The following is a 17,114-nucleotide window of genomic DNA, read 5'->3' as shown; positions in this document are numbered from 1 at the left end:
CCCATCTCGTCACAACCCCCCACCTGCAGCGCCACCTACCCCGTCCGCCAACAGCGCGCCGCGACCGCATCGCCCGCGGCATCCACGCCCTCGATGACCTCAACCAGCGGCTCGCCTCGCCCAAGACCCGCATCAAGACCGCCGTCGCCGCCGAAGACGCCGCCCGCGCCGCCGTCGCCGCCGCCGGCGCGACCCGCTGGATCGACTACGCCGTCGAGTCCTACGAGCAGGAACGCTACCGCCAGGCCGGCCCCGGCCGGCCCAACGCCGACACCGACTACCGCAAGACGACCCGCACCCGCCAGCGCATCACCTGGACGGTGCGCGAAGACATCGTCGCCCGCGACGCCGCCAGCGACGGCTGCTTCCCGCTCGTCACCAACGACCGGGACATGACCGACGCCGAACTGCTCGCCGCCTACAAGTACCAGCCCAACAACGAGAAACGCCACGCCCAGCTCAAAGGCACCCAGCTCGTCGCGCCGATGTTCCTCAAAGACCCCGCCCGCATCGAAGCGCTGCTGTGCTGCCACTTCATCGCCATGCTCACCCAAGCGCTGCTCGAACGCGACATCCGCAACGCCATGCCCGCCAACGGGCTACGCGAACTGTCCGTCTACCCCGAAGACCGCGGCTGCAAGGCACCCACCGCCGCGCGCGTGCTCGAGGCCTTCAACGGACTCGCCCGCCACCACCTGCTCGACCGCGACGGCCGACACGTCCAGACCTTCCACCCCGAGCTGACCGACCTGCAACGCCAGATCCTCGACCTGCTCAACATCCCCGCCAGCGCCTACACCGGCCCTACCTCGTAGACATGCCAAAACGCTGACGAGAAGTGCGGAAAGCAAGGTAAAGGAACTGGAGGCGGGGAAAAAAGCTTTGCGTCTGCGGGCGGAACAGGCGGAGGCCAAGAAAAACCGGGAGCTGCGAGGGCGCGAGCAGGCGGAGGGGAAGGCCCTGGAACTGGCCGCGCAGTTGCAAGTCCAGGAATCACGTCTGGCTAACCTTGAAGCAGACCAGCACCGGCGGGCCATCCGAAAGGCCGTCCTGCTTAGGATGGTGATAGGCGTGATCGTCGCGGGCGTTCTGTTCGGCGGGTTTGCACTTGCCTCCTGGCGGACCGGCTGGCCGCACCTGAGCCACCCGCACAGGGCCGGGATCTGGTGGACCGCCGGGTGGGTAGCCGCCGCAGCGGGTTGGGCAACAGCCGGTGGCCCCCACTTGAAGCACTTGGCGTGGGTGCTCCCGATAGTCGCCGCCCTCGGCCAGCTCCTGTAGTTGCCTTCGTTGGCCTCTATGCCGTAGGCGGCGGGGTTCGCGCTCTCGCGAGGCGGACCACTTCGATGCGACGCTGAAGCCGACACGGGTAAATCGCCCGGCCCGTACGCTGTCCGCCTACGTCCACCAAGGGACTCGCCGGGCCAGCTCTTCACCACCGCTCACTTCGCCGAGGGGCGAGGGGCGAGGGGCGAGGGGGGATACGTAGTCGCTGAGCAAGGGGTTATTCAGTGCCTCCATTCTCCTGGGCAGCCGACCCGCTGCGGCTGATCTGCCACACTGCCTCACGAGACATGGCCCTGGCTCCAGTCAGAAGAGGGTTCCGTGAAGTCGACCGATCTAGCCGAGGTGCGCCGCACCCTGTGGGCCGCCGCCGACAAGCTGCGGGCCAACTCCAAATTGGCGCCCAGCGAGTACCGAGGGCCGGTGCTCGGCCTGATCTTCCTGGCCTACGCCGAGCACCGGTTCGAGGAGGTCCGACCGGAGCTCGAGGCCAAGGCCACAGCGCGGCGACCCGTCACCCCCGACGACTACCGAGCCCGCGGGGTGCTGTTCATCTCCGAGGAGGCACGCCTCTCCTACCTCGTGAACCTGCCGGAGGCCGAAGACCTTGGTGCCGCAGTCGATACGGCGATGCGCCTTGTCGAGACCCACAACACCGACCTCAAGGACGTCCTGCCGAAGGGCTACCAGCGCCTCGAGAAGTCCACCCTCTCCGAGCTGCTACGACTGTTCTCCCCGCTGCCACGCAAACTGTCGGGGGATGCGTTCGGGCTCATCTACGAGGACTTCCTGTCGAACTTCGCGGCGGCCGAGGGGCGGCTGGGCGGCGAGTTCTTCACCCCGTACTCGATCGTGCGCCTCATCGTGGAGATCATCGAACCGTTCCACGGCAAGGTCTTCGACCCCGCGTGCGGCTCGGCGGGCATGTTCGTGCAGTGCGCCAAGTTCGTCGAACGCCACAACGCATCCGCGAACCGGGAGCTGTCCATCTACGGCCAGGAGCAGAAGGAAGGCACCGTCCCCCTCGCCAAGATGAACCTCGCCCTGCACGGCCTCTCCGGCAACATCCGTCTCGCCAACACCTACTACGAAGACCCGCACGGCAGCGTCGGGCTCGCCGACTTCGTCATGGCCAACCCGCCGTTCAACGTCGACGGGGTCGACAAGGACAAGCTCGCCGGCGACCCCCGCTTCCCCTTCGGGATCCCACGGCCAGACAACGCCAACTACCTGTGGATCCAGCAGTTCTACGCCGCCCTCAACGACCAGGGCCGGGCCGGGTTCGTCATGGCCAACAGCGCGGGCGACGCCGGCCACTCCGAACGCGATATTCGCCGGCGTCTCATCGAGTTCGGAGCCGTCGATGTCATGGTCGCCATCGGCACCAACTTCTTCTATACCGTCACCCTGCCCGTCACCCTCTGGTTTCTCGACAAGGCCAAGACCGGCACCCCCCGCGAGCACACGGTGCTGTTCATCGACGCCCGCCACCACTACCGCCAGATCGACCGGGCGCACCGCGACTTCCTGCCCGAGCAGATCGAGTTCCTCGCCAACATCGCCCGCCTCTACCGCGACGAGGTTGTCGAATGCACCGACGGCAGCGACACCCTCCTGAAAGACCACTTTCCCGACGGCGCCTACGTCGACGTCCCCGGCCTGTGCAAGGTCGCCACCCGAGCCGAGATCGAAGCCCAAGGCTGGAGCCTCAACCCCGGCCGCTACACCGGCACCGCCGTCATCGAAGATGACGGGGAAGACTTCACCGAGAAGCTCGCCGGCCTCTACGACGAGTTCACCCGCCTCTCTGACGGATCCAACGAACTCAGAGCCAAGATCGACACCATGGTGCAAGGGATCCTCGGCGCATGACCGAGTGGCGGGAAGTGCTGCTTGGCGACGTCGTCGACGTGTTTGACCACAAGCGCGTGCCGCTATCGTCCGCCCAGCGTTCAGTGCGCAAGGGGCCGTACCCGTATTACGGCGCTCAAGGGATCATCGACTTCATCGATGACTTCATCTTCGACGGCCGCTTCATCCTTGTCCCGGAGGACGGTGAGAACCTGCGCAGCCGGAAGCTACCCATCGCCTTCTTCGCCGAGGGACAGTTTTGGGTCAACAACCATGCCCACATCATCAAGGCAAGGCCGGGTGTGGCCAGCGACCGCTTCATTCAGAGCGCGATTCTGGCCGCCGACATCGCCCCGTTCGTGACGGGAGCAGCACAGCCAAAGCTCTCTCAGGCGAATCTTCGCCGCATTCCGTTGGTACTACCCTCGCTACGCACCCAGGAGCTCGTCGCCGGCCTTCTCGATGCACTGGACGAGCTAATAGAGAACAACCGGCGGCGGGTGGAGGTGTTGGAGGAGATGGCGCGGGCGATCTACCGAGAGTGGTTCGTCCACTTCCGGTACCCCGGCCACGAGCACGCCACCTTGGTCGATTCCCCCCTCGGCCTCATCCCCGAAGGATGGTGCGTCAGGCCGCTTGGAGACGTGGCCACTATCGATCGAACGAGCGTGCGGCCCGATCGTTCGCCGGGTGAGGTCTTCGATCACTACAGCATCCCCTCCTTTGACGACGGCCAACGCCCAGTGGTCGAGAGCGGGTTGACGATCAAGAGCGGCAAGTTCCTCCTGAACAAGCCAGCCGTGATGGTGTCCAAATTGAACCCCCGCATCGAACGGGTTTGGTTCGTCGAACCAGCGGAAGGGTCCCGGTCCGTGGCCTCTACGGAGTTTCTCGTGCTCCGACCGGCTACCCATCTGTCGCTCGAGTTCCTTTACCTGATGGCTCGGTCAGAACCTTTCCAGCTGCGGCTCAAGGAGCTCAGTGGCGGCACTTCGACCAGCCATCAGCGTGCGAAGCCAGCTGACTTCCTAGGGCTTGCGGTGATTGAGCCGACAGCGGGCCCAGCGGATCGACTTGTGGCGGCGACGGGAGAGCAACTTCGATTGGCGAGAACCCTACGGATCCATAATCAGTACCTCGCGGCCACGCGCGACCTGCTGCTGCCGAAGCTGGTGACGGGGCAGATCGACGTGTCGTCGCTGGACCTGGATGCGTTGGGGGAGGGGGCCGTGGCGTGACGCTTGGGGTGTACTCCGAGGACGGGCTGGTCGAGCAGCCGGCGTTGGCGTTGCTGGCGGAGCTGGGGTGGTCGGTCGTCAACGCGTGGGGCGAGTCGTTCGGGCGGGCGGGGACGCTGGGACGGGACTCGATGCACGACGTGGTCCTGGTCCACCGGCTCCGGGACGCGCTGCAAGTCCTGAACCCGGAGGTGCCGGAGCCGGTGCGGGAGGAGGCGCTCACGGCGATGGCCCGGGACCGGTCGGTGATGGACCGGGTGCGGGCCAACCGCGAGGTCCATGAGCTGCTGCGGGACGGGTACCGCGCGCAGTGGCAGGACGATCGGGGGCAACGCCAGTACGCCACGGTGCGCTTCGTCGACTTTGCTGACTGGATCAAGAACGACTGGCTGGCGGCGGCGCAGGTATGGGTGGCCGGCGAGCTGCACCGGCGGCGCACCGACACGATCCTGTTCGTCAACGGGATCCCGCTGGTGCTGTTGGAGTTCAAGGAGCCGAACCGGCCCGTCAAGGCCGCCTTCGACGAGAACCTGTCGGACTACCGCGACACGATCCCCGCGCTGTTCGTCCCCAACGGGTTCGTGATCGTCTCCAACGGCTCGGAGGCCAAGGTCGGGTCGACGTACGCGCCGTGGGAGTTCTTCGGGGACTGGAACTGGAAGGTCATCGACGCCGACGGTACCCGCGGCGTCGTCGCGCTGGAGACGGCGATCCGGGGCACGTGCGCCCCCGACCGGCTGCTCGACCTGATCGAGAGCTTCGTCGCCTACATCGAGCGGCCGGGTGGGTTGATCAAGGTGGTCGCGCACAACCACCAGGTGCTCGGGGTGAACGCCGCGATCGAGAACCTGCTCCGGATCCGCTCCGCCGGCGAGAAGCGCCTCGGGGTGTTCTGGCACACCCAGGGCTCGGGCAAGTCGCTGTCGATGCTGTGGTTCACGCAGAAGGTGCTGCGCCGCATCCCCGGGTCGTGGACGTTCGTGATGGTCACCGACCGCACCGAGCTCGACCTGCAGCTGCACGGTGAGTTTGCCGACGCCGGCGCCATCTCCCGTGAGGCGCAGGTGCACGCGTCGTCATCGACGCACCTACGGGAGCTGCTGGCGGCCGACCACCGCTACGTGTTCACGTTGATCCACAAGTTCCGGGTCGACAGGGCCGCCGGTGAGACGGTGATGCCGGTGCTGTCGGACCGCTCGGATGTGATCGTGATCACCGACGAGGCCCACCGCAGCCAGTACGACACGCTGGCGCTCAACATGCGCCAGGCACTGCCCAACGCCGCGTTCATGGGCTTCACCGGCACCCCCCTGATCGAGGGTGAGGAGCTGACCCGCCAGCAGTTCGGCGACTACGTCAGCATCTACAACTTCCGCGACGCGATCACCGACGGGGCCACCGTCCCGCTGTACTACGAGAACCGCATCCCCGAGCTGCAGCTGGTCAACGACGACTTCGCCGACGAGCTGGCAGCGCTGCTCGAGGAGGCCGAGCTCGACGAGGACGCCGAGGGGCAGCTCGCCCGCCGCTTCGGCCGGGAGTACACGCTGCTCACCCGCCCCGAGCGGCTGCGCACCGTGGCCCGCGACCTCGTGGGCCACTTCGTGGGCCGCGGGTTCACGGGCAAGGCCATGTACGTCGGGATCGACAAGGCCGCTGCGGTCCGCATGCACGACTACGTGCGCGAGGCGTGGGACGCCCACCTCGCCGAGCTGCGCGTGCAGCACGACGCGCTCCCGGAGCTGGAGCGGCCGTGGCTGGCCAGCCGCATCGAGCTGATGGAGTCCACCGACATGGCGGTGGTCGTGAGCCAGGGCCAGAACGAGGTCGCCCAGCTCGAACGCCAGGGGCTCGACATCCGCCCGCACCGGGCCCGCATGCTGAGCGAGGACCTCGCCGAGCGCTTCAAGGCCGCGGGGGACCCCCTGCGGCTGGTGTTCGTGTGCGCCATGTGGATGACCGGGTTCGACGCGCCGAGCGTGTCGACGATCTACCTCGACCGGCCCATGCGCAACCACACGCTGATGCAGACCATCGCCCGCGCGAACCGCGTGTTTCCCGACAAGGACAACGGCCTGATCGTCGACTACATCGGTGTGTTCCGGAACCTCGAGAAGGCGCTGGCCATCTACGGGACCGCCAACGCCGAGGCCGGGGTCGACACCCCCATCCAGGACGTCGCCGCCCTCGTCGATGCACTCGGCAAGGCCATCGACACGGTCGTCTCCCTGGCAGGCTCCCACGGTGTCGACCTGATCGAGCTGCGGGACGCCACCGGGTTCGCGCACATCGCCCTGCGCGACGCCGCCGTCGAGGCGCTGCTCGTCGACGAGGGGACCCGCACGGGGTTTCTCGCCGCGGCCCGTCAGGTCCGCAAGCTGTTCAAGGCGCTGCTGCCCGACCCGGCCGCCGTCGCCCACCAGCGCACGGTGGCAGCCGTGCGGGTCGTGGCCGGACGGATCGCCGAGGTGTCCCGCCCGCCCGAGGCCGACCTCGACGACGTCGCCGATGCCGTCGATGCCCTGCTCGACCGGTCCGTCGGTGCCGAGGAGTACGTGATCCGGGCCGCGGCCGAGGGCAGCGAACCCGACCTGCTCATCGACCTGGCCCAGATCGACTTCGACGCCCTCGCCGCCCGCTTCGCCGGCCGCAAGCGTGCCGAGACCGACCGGCTCGCCGCGCTGCTCAGGCAACGGGCGGTGGGGGCCGCCGCCCGTAACCCGACTCGCTACGACCTGGTCGACCGCATCGAGGAGCTGATCGCCCACTACAACGCCGGCAGCCTGAACATCGACGAGTACCTCCGCCGGCTCGTCGAGTTCTCCCAGTCGCTCACCACCGAGGAGCAACGGGTGGTGAGCGAGGGGCTCACCGAGGAGGAGCTGGCGATCTTCGACCTGCTCACCAAGCCCGAGCCCGTCCTCGAGGAGACGGAGACCGAGGTCGTGAAGGCCAGCGCCAAGCGGCTGCTCGAGCATCTGCACGACAAGCTCGTGCTCGACTGGCGCCGCCGGGCTTCCACCAGCGCGGAGGTGCGGGTCACCATCCGCGACGTGCTGGACGCCGAGCTCCCCGAGGATCCCTACCCGCCCGCGGTGTTCGACGCCAAGGTCCAGGCCGTGTTCGACCACATCGCCACCGCCTACGGCGACGACGGCTCCAGCGTCTATCAAGGCGACCGGGTCGAGCCCACCACGACCGGAGCCGGCGTCGCGACCCTGTCCGCCGATCAGGTCACGACCGCCGATGTCACCGGCGAGGTCGTCGACAGGCTCCGCCACGACGCCGAGTTCGCCTCCCTCGTGGCCGCCCAGCTCGGCCTGCCCGGCGGTGCTGCGCTGCGCAGCGTCGAGGAGATCATCCACAACGACGAGGACGACAGCGTCGAGTTCAAGTCGACCGCCCGCTGGGACCTCCGCGAGGGCAAACCGAGCAAGGCCATGGAGGACGCCATCGTCAAGACCGTCGCGGGCTTCCTCAACACCGACGGTGGCACGCTGCTCATCGGCGTGGGGCCCGATCGCGAGGTCGTCGGACTCGGTCACGACTATCCACGGGTGAAGCCGCCGAATGGCGACGGGTTCGTCAACTGGCTCACCACCCACCTGGTCAACGCCCTCGGCCACGCGCCGGTGATGCGCACCCGGGCACGGATCGCCGAGCACCGCGGTCAGGAGATCTGCCGGGTCGACGTCGCACGGTCGCCTGGCCCGGTCTGGGCCACGACCAGCAAGGCCGACCGTGTCTTCTTCGTCAGGATGAACAACTCGACCCGCGAGCTGCCCGAGACCGCGCTCGCTGCCGAGGACTTAGCCGCCTACCGCAGCGAGCGCTGGCCGGGTCACGACCTCGCCTGAAGACGGATGGCAATGCCGTGCTGGCGCATCCTCCCGAGCAGGCGGAGAGACACGAGGTCAGTCTGACACCAACGGCCGCGACTTCGCCGTACCGGGCCATATCAGGCTGTAGCCTGGATCCTTCTGCGCCGTCGGGGCATCAAGCGCATGGCTGCGTCGTCCGAGCAGTCAAGGGCATCAGACCGCCAGATGCGGAGGCATCGTGAAGGGACTGAGTAGGTTCGGGAGGTTCCTGTGGGAGGGAGCCAGCTCGACTTCCCCTGCTCCGTCCCTGTCCGAAGCGGTCCGTGCGACCGTCCACCAGGGGAAGCCGGCGCAGTTCACCTTCGCGACCGTGGTTACCGAGTCCGACGACGTGCTTGCAGCGTTGGTCCGGCCCGGCGAAGAAGCCGAGACGAGACGATGGGGCCATGTCGGCGTGCTCGCGATCGAGTCGGAGTCGGGAAGCTACGTCGCCGGCGTATGGCCAGCACGGCACGACGGCGTGTTCCACCTCGTAGGCGTGGTACCGGTCACGAGTAAGAAGTGGAGTTCGCTGGAACGGCGCGTCGCACGAAGCGCACCCGTGATCGTGCCGGTCATACTCAACCAGGCCGACTTTGACGGCATCGTCGAATCGCTGGCCGGCAGCGGACGCGTCGAGGTTTCCCGGCTCAACTTCACCCGGATCACCGACGGAGCCAACTGGCAGGTCACGCACCCTCACGGGCTCGGCCCGCGACCGTCCTACGAAGCCGCGGTGTCCGAGATCACCGATCCCGTGTTCATGCGGACCGCGGCCCTGCACATCGACGACCGTCTCCACCTGCACCTGCGGAGGCAGGCAGGAGCGACGTACTACAGCGGCGACTTCGAGCTGTTCGAGGAACGGGTGCTCGGCGGGCTCGCTGACGCCGCTTCCCGACGGATGCGGCTGCTCGCGGACCGCCAGCGCAACGTCTCGGAACCGGCCGAGCTCAATCCCGTCACCGTCCGGCTGTCCTCCGGCCTGCTGAAGGGATCGGCGGACAACCAGTTCGTCGTGAACGCGCTCCTGAAGCAACCGTCGATGGGCGTAGCCGTCTTCCACGGCAACCCTTACCTCCACATCGCCGTCACCGACTACCTCGACGGTTCCAACTTCGACGCGTTCGTCACAACGGACGACGAGGTCATCGTCTACCCGGGGTTCCGGTCGAGCCTCGGTTCGCTCACCCGGCTGACGGACTTCCTCAGCGAACACCTCGGCGGCGTCGAAGTGGCGGCAGGGGCGGAGGAACAGCTCATCCCCACCGAGGCGTTCCTGACCTCGGGCTGAGGCCGGCGGATGGCTGCACGGGACGCCGCGCAGTGCATCGACGAGCAACTGCGCCGGTACTTCCTCTACGACCAGTACGTCGACGTCGTGTCGGCGTTCCACACGCTGTTCACCCAGGCGCAGGAACTCGTCCCGACCGTCGCGCACTTCGAGCGGTACCCGCGCATCCCCCGGCCCGACGGCAACGCGCTGCGGCCCGACTTCACCGTCGTCTTCAACGACGGCAGCGGGCTCGCGGGGGAGGTTTCGCGTCTGTCTCTGGAGCCAGGTAGCGCCGAAAAGCTGGTTCGTCAGGTCGCGAAATACGACGGCCTCGACACCGTTCCCACGGTCGGGGGACAGCTCACGACGGTGACCCACTGCGACGTGCTGCTGCTCATGCCGATGGACGTGGCGAACGGTGCTTTCCAGGCGATCCACGAACGGATCGACGACGCCGGCCACGCGTACGAACCGTCCGTCCCGCCGTGCCTCGTCCAGTACTCCTTCGATTCCAACAGGTACATCTTCCAGCGCTGGCCGGCCGCAGGGAACGGTGAGCTGCGCGAGCACGCCAGGATGCTCAACGACGAGGGCCGGCCACGTGGTATCGGCGCGTGGATGGAACGCGACTCGATCAAGGTCAAGCCCGCGCTGTTCTCTGCAAACAAGGCGCGGCATGCGTTCATGAACGACCCGATCATCGACCTGTACCTGGCTACCCACCTCTGGACGAAGGCGTTCCCCGAGCTCGCGGGCGGCACCCCGGCAGGCGCGAGGGTCAAGCTCGAGGTCAGCGAGAACGGACTGACCGACGACCTCGCCAAGCGCTACGGCGTCGTCCGCAAGCACGACGTACAGAAGGCACTGGACCTCCTCAGGCGCGCGAAGCTCGCTGACAGGCCAGCGTCGACGGACGCATGGGTAGTCGCATTCCACGAGCTCGCGAAAGGCCGTAACGAGGAGACACAGCACGTGATAGCGAGACGGCTGTGCACCCCGAGCTCGTCGAACGAGGTGGAACGCATGCTCGCGGCGGAACGGCCGGTCCCCGTACGCCGCCCCCACGACCAGGCGTCGCTGTTCGGCTCCGCCAACCTCGACGAAGAGACGTAATGGGGCTCCGACTGGATGCAACACGGGATTCCGACGGGCATGACCGCCAGCACGATGATCCTCGCTCAGTGGACGACGCCGAGTTCAGGACGGCCTTCCGCGGGAGGATTCGGGAAGTTCTCGTCGAGAAGGACCCGCACCGGGCGCCCGGCTACGCGGCGCGGGGGGCGCGCAGGCGGCGCTCGTGCGCGACGGCGTCGTCGATGCCCTCCGGGGTGAGCTGGGGGTACAGGCGCACGATCTTGGCGGTGTCGAGCCCGCGTGCCTCGACGAGGGCGAGGACTGCGGTGCTCGGGATCCTCGTGAAGTCGACGCACGGTTCGCCGCCCATGACGTGCGGCGAGATGTAGGTGTGGGCGGACGGCTCGACGAGGTCCGGCCCCCACGTCGGCACCCTGTTGACACCCTCGATCGGTTCGAGGAGATCGAACTGGTGCGTCAGCTCCAGGACCTCCTCGAACGCCTGCTGCCCCGTCCCGAGCTCGTACGTGTCGTCGCCGACGAACAGCCTGTCGCCGATCCGCACGGTGGTGACCTGTGAACCGGGGGACGCCAGCAGCTTGCGGAGCTCGGCGACGTCGTCGGCGGCCTGCTCGCGCCTGATACCGTGCTGGCGCATCCTCGCGAGCAGGCGGAGGAACACGAGGTCGCGGTAGAACCACATCATCGGTGACGCGTTCAGGTAGTCGGGCACGAGCACGTCCTCACGCGCCCAGTCGTAGACGGTGCTGCGGGGAACCCCCGACAGGCGTGCTGCCCTGTCCGCGGCGTAGCGGCCGCGGGGTGATGGACGCGTTCGCGATCAGCGTGAGCCTCGGGCTGCAGTACGGGGTGCCGCTGGAGGCCTACGTCACCAAGTTCACCAACATGCGCTTCGAGCCGGCGGGCATGACCGACGACCCGGAGGTGAAGTTCACCAGCTCGATCGTGGACTACATCTTCCGGCGCCTGGCGATCGAGTACCTGCCGACCGACAAGCGCCACGAGCTGAACATCCACACCCTGGAGGAGCGCAACGCCGCCCTCGACGTCGGCTACCCGCCGCCGGCCAGTGCCCCGACCGTGGACGTCGAGGGCCAGACCCGCCTGCCGGTGGACCGGCCGCTGCCCGTGGATGACCTCTACGGCGACGCGCCCCTGTGCTTCACCTGCGGCATCAAGATGCAGCGCGCCGGCTCCTGCCACGTCTGCCAGTCCTGCGGCACCACCAGCGGCTGCAGCTGATTTTGACAGCACGTGGCTGTCCCACATCCAACTCGCCTCCGACACAGAGTTCCCCGGTGCCCGAAATGGTGGAAACCCGGCACGTACCGGATCTGCCTGCGTGACGATGCCGCGGCATGTCACGGCACCGGATTCGGTGCTATCTTCGGGGACATGGACCTGGAGTACGACATCGAGCCCGTGACAGCCCTCAAGCGCAGCGCCGCCGAGTTGATCGCCCGGGCGTCGGAGCGGCACAGCCCCGTGGTCATCACGCAGAACGGTAAGCCAACTGCGGTGCTCCAAGACGTCCAGTCCTATCAGCGCCAGCAGCGGGCGCTGCACCTGCTGAAACTGCTTGCCCAGGGTGAACATGATCACCAGGACGGACGTAGCCACGATCAGGAGTCGGTGGACAGCCTGGTGGCTGCGCGCCTTGCTGCCCATCGCGGACGGGGCCATCGCGGACTGCAGTGACCGAGCGCTTCACCGTCCGCTGGGCGCAGGTCGCCGTAGAGGACCTCTTGAGCATCATCGACTGCGTCGTGGACCGAGACGGGGTCGACGCAGCTGAGCGGCTGTACGGTCGGATCACGGAGGCCGCGCAGAAGTTGGGGACCATGCCCCGTCGGTGCCGCGTCGTGCCTGAGTTGGGAGCCGAGGGCATCACGGGGTACCGCGAGCTGCTGGTAGGGCCGTATCGGTTGATGTTCGCCATCCGAGACGGCGATGTGGTGGTGCTGACCGCCGTCGATGGTCGCCGCGACCTCGGAGAGCTGCTGATCGAACGAGCGCTCCGGGGAGAAGCCTGAGGCGGGGAAACTCTCACCACCAAGCCAGCAGCAACTTCGGCGTTCCCCGACTACACGAAGGTCGTCATGCCCGGCGACGGGTTCGGGCCGCACCGGCCCTCATCGACGCACGTACCCGGCGCGAACCGGCCGGCGCAGTGACCCACACGCCCTCCTGAGGGGCGCTGCTCGTCGGCAACGAGAACATCGGTGCAGAGCGGGAGGCATCCCGGGGTGTCTGCAGGGCACCATAGGCGTCGTCGTATCTCCCCCGGTCCGCCGCCGACCCTGCGACATCGTTCGGCCGTGCGGTCTACGACGGCCCGTAGGGAGGCCACAGGTTGACTGGTCGCAATGGTGGCCAAGCTCCAAGGTGGCTATGCAGGCCGCCTTGGAGGTATGCTGGCATACATGAAGCGGACCACCGTCAAGTTGCCGGATGAACTCGACGCCCTGTTGCGACACGAGGCCCAACGTCGCGGCATGACTGTGTCCGCCCTGACCCGCGAAGCGGTCGAGCACCATCTCGGTGACGGGGGTGGACGGCGACGCCTCCGGGCGGCAGCCGCTGGGCGCAGCGGCCGCGATGACATCTCCGAACGCATCGAGGAGATCCTCGCCACGGAGCTGTCGCCATCGCCCTGATCGTCGACGCGGGCCCGCTGTACGCCTACATCGACGCTGACGACCGCCACCACACCACCAGCCTCGAGCTCTTGGAGACCCACCCCGGGCCGCTGATCGTCCCGACGCTGGTCATCACCGAGGTCACCTACCTGCTCGCGAGTCGCCTCGGCCCGGGGCCCGAGGTGCGCTTCCTCGCCGACCTGGCCGCCGGTGAGTTCATCGTTGAGGCGGTCGCCGCAGGCGACTGGATGCGCATCGCCGAGCTCGTCGCCCGCTACCACGACCTGCCGTTGGGCACCGTCGATGCGTCGGTTCTCGCCACGGCTGAACGACTCGGTGTCAGTGAGATCGCGACGCTGGACCATCGACACTTCACCGTGGTGAGACCCGCCCACACTACGGCGCTCAGCCTCCTGCCATAGGAGATCGGTTGGTCGATAACCGTACGCCGGCAGGCAGATGCTGGTGCCTTGCGGTGTTGACCGCGTTGAGCAGGGCGGCCCGAGCGACGTTGCCCCGGGCGAGCCCGGCAAGCCTGCTGCCCGCTAGTCTCACGCGCGTGTTGCTCGGATCCCGATGGGAGGGGCAGGTGAGTCCTGAAGCGCCCGGTGCGGCCCCTTCCGGGCGAGGAGGCGCGGTGGCGCCTGGGCTGATCCCGCGCGCGGTGCTGTTCGCCACGCCCGAGCGCACCGACCTTGCGGTGTCGCCCGACGGCCGGCGCCTGGCATGGATCGCACCCCACGAGGGCACGCCCAACATCTGGCTCGGCGACGCCGACCTGGGCGGGGCGCGCCCCGCGACGGCCGAGCAGGGTCGGGGCATCCGCGTGGTCGTGTGGGCCTACGACAACCACCACCTGCTCTACATGGACGACGGCCCCGGCGGCGTGCGTCGCCTGCATGTGGTGGACCCCGAAACCGGGGAGGATCGCAACCTGACACCCGTCGAGGGGGTGGACACCTTCACGGTCGGGGGACACCCGCGCCACCCCGAGGACCTGCTCTTCACCGCGAACCTCGAGGACCGCCGCCGCTACGACGTCCATCGGGTGCATGTGCCCAGTGGTCGCCTGGACAAGGTTGTCGAGAACCCCGGGTTCGACCGGTTCTACTGTGACGCCGACCTGCAGGTGCGGGCCGCGTTGGCGTCCGCACCCGACGGTGCGCGGCGTGTGCTGGTCCGCGACCGCGCCGACGGCGACTGGCGCGTCCTCGTCGAGGCGCCGGCCGACGACGCCCTGTCCACCCTGCCCGTCGGCTTCACCACCGACGGGCGTGTCCTGTGGGTGCTCACCTCGCTGGGGGCCGACACGCGCCGGCTGCTGCGCTACGACCTGGCCACCGGTGAGCCGACCGTCGTGGCCGCCGACCCCGAGCACGACCTCGGCCAGGTCCGTCTGCATCCCGACACCGGCGAGGCCCAGTGGGTCACCGTCCGCCGCGCGCGGGTGCACCACGAGCCGCTCGACGACGCTGTCGCCGGGGACCTCGCCTACCTCGCCGAGGCCCACCACGGCGACTTCTCTGTCACCGGCCGCGACCACGCCGACCGCGTCTGGGAGGTGACCTACACGCCCGACGACGGACCGGTCAGCTTCCACCGCTACGAACGGGCGGGCAGGCACCTCACGTGGCTGTTCGACGACCGTCCCGGCCTGCGCGGCCTCCCGCTCGCCCGCACCGCGGCCTTCCAGGTGACGGCCCGCGACGGGCTCGGCCTGCACGGCTACCTGACGGGTCCGCCGGCCGTGAGGGCGCGCGACCTGCCGGCGGTGCTGCTCGTGCACGGCGGGCCCTGGGAGCGCGACACCTGGGGCTACGACCCGCAGGTGCAGTGGCTGGCGAACCGGGGCTACCTCGTCGTGCAGGTCAACTACCGCGGGTCGGCCGGCTACGGCAAGGCCTTTCTCGACGCCGGCGACCGCGAGTGGGGCGGGGCGATGCACCACGACCTCGTCGACACCGTCGACTGGGTGGTCGACCGCGGCTACGCCGACCCCGCCCGGGTCGGCATCCTCGGCAGCTCCTACGGCGGCTACGCGGCGCTGTGCGCCGCCACGTTCACACCCGACCGGTTCGCGTGTGCGGTGGCTGCCAGCGCACCGGTCGACCTGCGCACGGTGGTCGCGTCGGTTCCCGAGTCGGCAACGGCGCAGCGCGCGACCGTCCACCGGCGGATCGGGGACCTGCACGACCCGTGGCTGTGGGAGCGCTCACCGCTGTCACGTGCCGCCGGCGCGTCCATCCCGGTGCTGATCGCCCAGGGCGCGAAGGACCCGCGCGTCACCGTGGCCGAGTCCGAGCAGCTGCTCACCGCGTGGCGGGCACGCGGTCTCGACCACGAGCACCTCGTCTTCGACGACGAGGGACCGCGCATCGCCCGCCCCGCCAACCGCGAGCGGTTCCGCGCGGCCACCGAGGCGTTCCTCGCCCGCCACCTCGGCGGCCGCCACGAGACCTGATCGACGGTGGGCAGGCCCAGCCCGCGAGAAGCGCATCGAGGTTCGCTAGCGCCGCACCCTGTGGGCCGCCGCCGACAAGCTGCGGGTGCGGTCACGCGTCGGCGGGCAGGAGCCGAAAGGCGGTGCCGCCACGTAGCGGTCGCACCGCCCGCAGGTGGCGTTCGTCCGTGGACAGCAGATCGACCGTGCGGTACTTGGCAGCCAGCACGACCACGGAGGCGTTGGTGATCCCGATGCCGAGGTCTCGGTACTGCCTGACCAGCGCAGCAGCGTCGCTGAGGTCGTCGTCACCGAAGGCGACCAGCGTGTAGACGCCGCCATCGACGTCGTCGAGCAGATCGCACTCCGCGTCGACTCCCAGGCGAAGCGCCACGAGGGAGCCCAGCTCGGCGAGCACGAAGGGCGACAGGACCAACGGGCCGGGGTCGGCGTCGACGACCGCGCGGGCTGCGTCGTGACGGGCGTCGTCACGGTCGAGGAAGGCGTAGAGGCCACCGGTGTCGACGACGATCACCGACCGAAGCCGTCGTCGAGCAGTTCGTCCACGCGCCGCGAGGTATCCGTGTGGCCACTGCGCCCGAGCGGGCGCGGACGACGTGTCGGCGGCGTCTCGGCGCTCAGCAGGCGACGGATCGCCTCGCGGATGAGCTCCGAACGCGTCGAGCCGCGTCGTGCAGCTGCCTGCCGGAGGAGGGCGTCGTCGGCATCGTCGAGATAGATCGTCGTCTTCCTCACCATTTCAGGCCACCATACGTATGGCGCAATAGGCCCGCGTGGCTCGCAGCGGCCGAAGACCTTGGTGCGGTGCACGTCCCAAGCGGCGAGGTAGCACAGCCCCCCGCCGCGGTCGTACTCGTGCTCCACACGCATCCTGCGGGCGGCAGCCGGCGGCAGTGTGGGATGGCAGCGGCAGCGCGCTTGGATGCTGATCCTCTCATCGGCGGACACGTCATGTTCCGTCGAAGACGACCGGGGTGGGCGTGTAGCGCCCACCAGTGGAGCCGTCGCCGAGCTGCCCTGCCCCGTTGTTCCCCCAGCAAGCGACGGCGCCGCCCTCGCGTACCGCGCACGAGTGGTCGAAGCCGGCACCGACAGCCGTCGCCTCGGCCAGCACCTCCGTCACGGCAAGCCCCGATCGTTCCTCCAGGGAAATAATCGGGCCGTCGCCAGCCTGGCCGAAGTGGTTGGCGCCCCAGCAGGCCACCGCACCGCCCTCGCGCAACGCGCACGTGTGCCCTGCACCTGCGGCCACCGCGACCGCATCCGTCAGTCCCTCCACCGCATCCGCCGGCTCGAGCCGGTGCTCGAGCCGGTGAGCCGTCGTGCCATCGCCGAGCTGCTTGCGGGAGTTCGCACCCCAGCAGGCCACCGCACCGCCCTCGCGCAACGCGCACGTGTGCGCTGCACCTG

General features: G+C 68.6%; 16 protein-coding genes. 12 read left to right on the top strand and 4 right to left on the bottom strand.

Annotated elements, in window-relative coordinates; genetic code table 11:
• From WD250_11045 to WD250_11020, 6 genes are all read left to right on the top strand, one after another.
• The coding region (locus WD250_11045; protein ID MEX2620742.1) for a hypothetical protein at positions 1-815 on the top strand (815 nt) is incomplete at its 5' end.
• A gap of 790 nt (positions 816-1,605) precedes the next feature.
• Positions 1,606-3,156 (top strand): class I SAM-dependent DNA methyltransferase, encoded by a 1,551-nt coding sequence (locus WD250_11040; protein ID MEX2620741.1) that lies wholly within the window; start codon positions 1,606-1,608, stop codon positions 3,154-3,156.
• Complete coding sequence (locus WD250_11035; GenBank protein MEX2620740.1) at positions 3,153-4,373, top strand: restriction endonuclease subunit S; 1,221 nt, start codon at positions 3,153-3,155, stop codon at positions 4,371-4,373. Before WD250_11040 ends, WD250_11035 begins: the two co-directional genes overlap by 4 nt.
• Positions 4,370-8,230: an HsdR family type I site-specific deoxyribonuclease gene (locus tag WD250_11030; protein MEX2620739.1), complete on the top strand. Its 3,861-nt coding sequence runs from the start codon at positions 4,370-4,372 to the stop codon at positions 8,228-8,230. Before WD250_11035 ends, WD250_11030 begins: the two co-directional genes overlap by 4 nt.
• 202 nt (positions 8,231-8,432) lie before the next feature.
• Positions 8,433-9,527 carry a hypothetical protein gene (locus tag WD250_11025; protein ID MEX2620738.1) on the top strand — a complete coding sequence of 365 codons (1,095 nt, stop codon included), beginning with the start codon at positions 8,433-8,435 and terminating at the stop codon, positions 9,525-9,527.
• A 9-nt stretch (positions 9,528-9,536) separates the two neighbouring features.
• Positions 9,537-10,622 (top strand): hypothetical protein, encoded by a 1,086-nt coding sequence (locus WD250_11020; GenBank protein MEX2620737.1) that lies wholly within the window; start codon positions 9,537-9,539, stop codon positions 10,620-10,622.
• Between the two features lie 151 nt (positions 10,623-10,773).
• Here the strand turns inward: WD250_11020 and WD250_11015 are convergent, their stop codons facing one another.
• Positions 10,774-11,316 (bottom strand): DUF433 domain-containing protein, encoded by a 543-nt coding sequence (locus tag WD250_11015; GenBank protein ID MEX2620736.1) that lies wholly within the window; start codon positions 11,314-11,316, stop codon positions 10,774-10,776.
• A gap of 89 nt (positions 11,317-11,405) precedes the next feature.
• Between WD250_11015 and WD250_11010 the strand changes: the two genes are divergently transcribed.
• From WD250_11010 to WD250_10985, 6 genes are all read left to right on the top strand, one after another.
• Positions 11,406-11,846, top strand: coding sequence for a hypothetical protein (locus WD250_11010; GenBank protein ID MEX2620735.1), 441 nt, complete (start codon positions 11,406-11,408; stop codon positions 11,844-11,846).
• 153 nt (positions 11,847-11,999) lie between these two features.
• Positions 12,000-12,302: a type II toxin-antitoxin system Phd/YefM family antitoxin gene (locus WD250_11005; GenBank protein ID MEX2620734.1), complete on the top strand. Its 303-nt coding sequence runs from the start codon at positions 12,000-12,002 to the stop codon at positions 12,300-12,302.
• Positions 12,299-12,637: a type II toxin-antitoxin system RelE/ParE family toxin gene (locus WD250_11000; GenBank protein MEX2620733.1), complete on the top strand. Its 339-nt coding sequence runs from the start codon at positions 12,299-12,301 to the stop codon at positions 12,635-12,637. Before WD250_11005 ends, WD250_11000 begins: the two co-directional genes overlap by 4 nt.
• Before the next feature lie 333 nt (positions 12,638-12,970).
• Positions 12,971-13,261 (top strand): CopG family transcriptional regulator, encoded by a 291-nt coding sequence (locus WD250_10995; protein MEX2620732.1) that lies wholly within the window; start codon positions 12,971-12,973, stop codon positions 13,259-13,261.
• The gene (locus WD250_10990) at positions 13,252-13,665 is read left to right on the top strand and encodes a PIN domain-containing protein (protein ID MEX2620731.1); all 414 of its coding nucleotides are present in this window, start codon (positions 13,252-13,254) and stop codon (positions 13,663-13,665) included. Before WD250_10995 ends, WD250_10990 begins: the two co-directional genes overlap by 10 nt.
• A 215-nt stretch (positions 13,666-13,880) precedes the next feature.
• Positions 13,881-15,704, top strand: coding sequence for an alpha/beta fold hydrolase (locus tag WD250_10985; GenBank protein ID MEX2620730.1), 1,824 nt, complete (start codon positions 13,881-13,883; stop codon positions 15,702-15,704).
• Between the two features lie 91 nt (positions 15,705-15,795).
• On the opposite strand, the gene WD250_10980 is transcribed toward WD250_10985, so the two are convergent.
• From WD250_10980 to WD250_10970, 3 genes are all read right to left on the bottom strand, one after another.
• Positions 15,796-16,218, bottom strand: coding sequence for a PIN domain-containing protein (locus tag WD250_10980; GenBank protein ID MEX2620729.1), 423 nt, complete (start codon positions 16,216-16,218; stop codon positions 15,796-15,798).
• Positions 16,215-16,568, bottom strand: coding sequence for a CopG family transcriptional regulator (locus WD250_10975; GenBank protein ID MEX2620728.1), 354 nt, complete (start codon positions 16,566-16,568; stop codon positions 16,215-16,217). Before WD250_10975 ends, WD250_10980 begins: the two co-directional genes overlap by 4 nt.
• A gap of 85 nt (positions 16,569-16,653) precedes the next feature.
• The coding region (locus WD250_10970) for a hypothetical protein (protein ID MEX2620727.1) at positions 16,654-17,114 on the bottom strand (461 nt) is incomplete at its 5' end.

This window comes from Egibacteraceae bacterium (assembly GCA_040905805.1).
GTDB lineage: Bacteria > Actinomycetota > Nitriliruptoria > Euzebyales > Egibacteraceae > DATLGH01.
The sequence above is the reverse complement of the archived record's forward strand: the minus strand, read 5'-3'. Positions and strand labels throughout refer to the sequence as shown.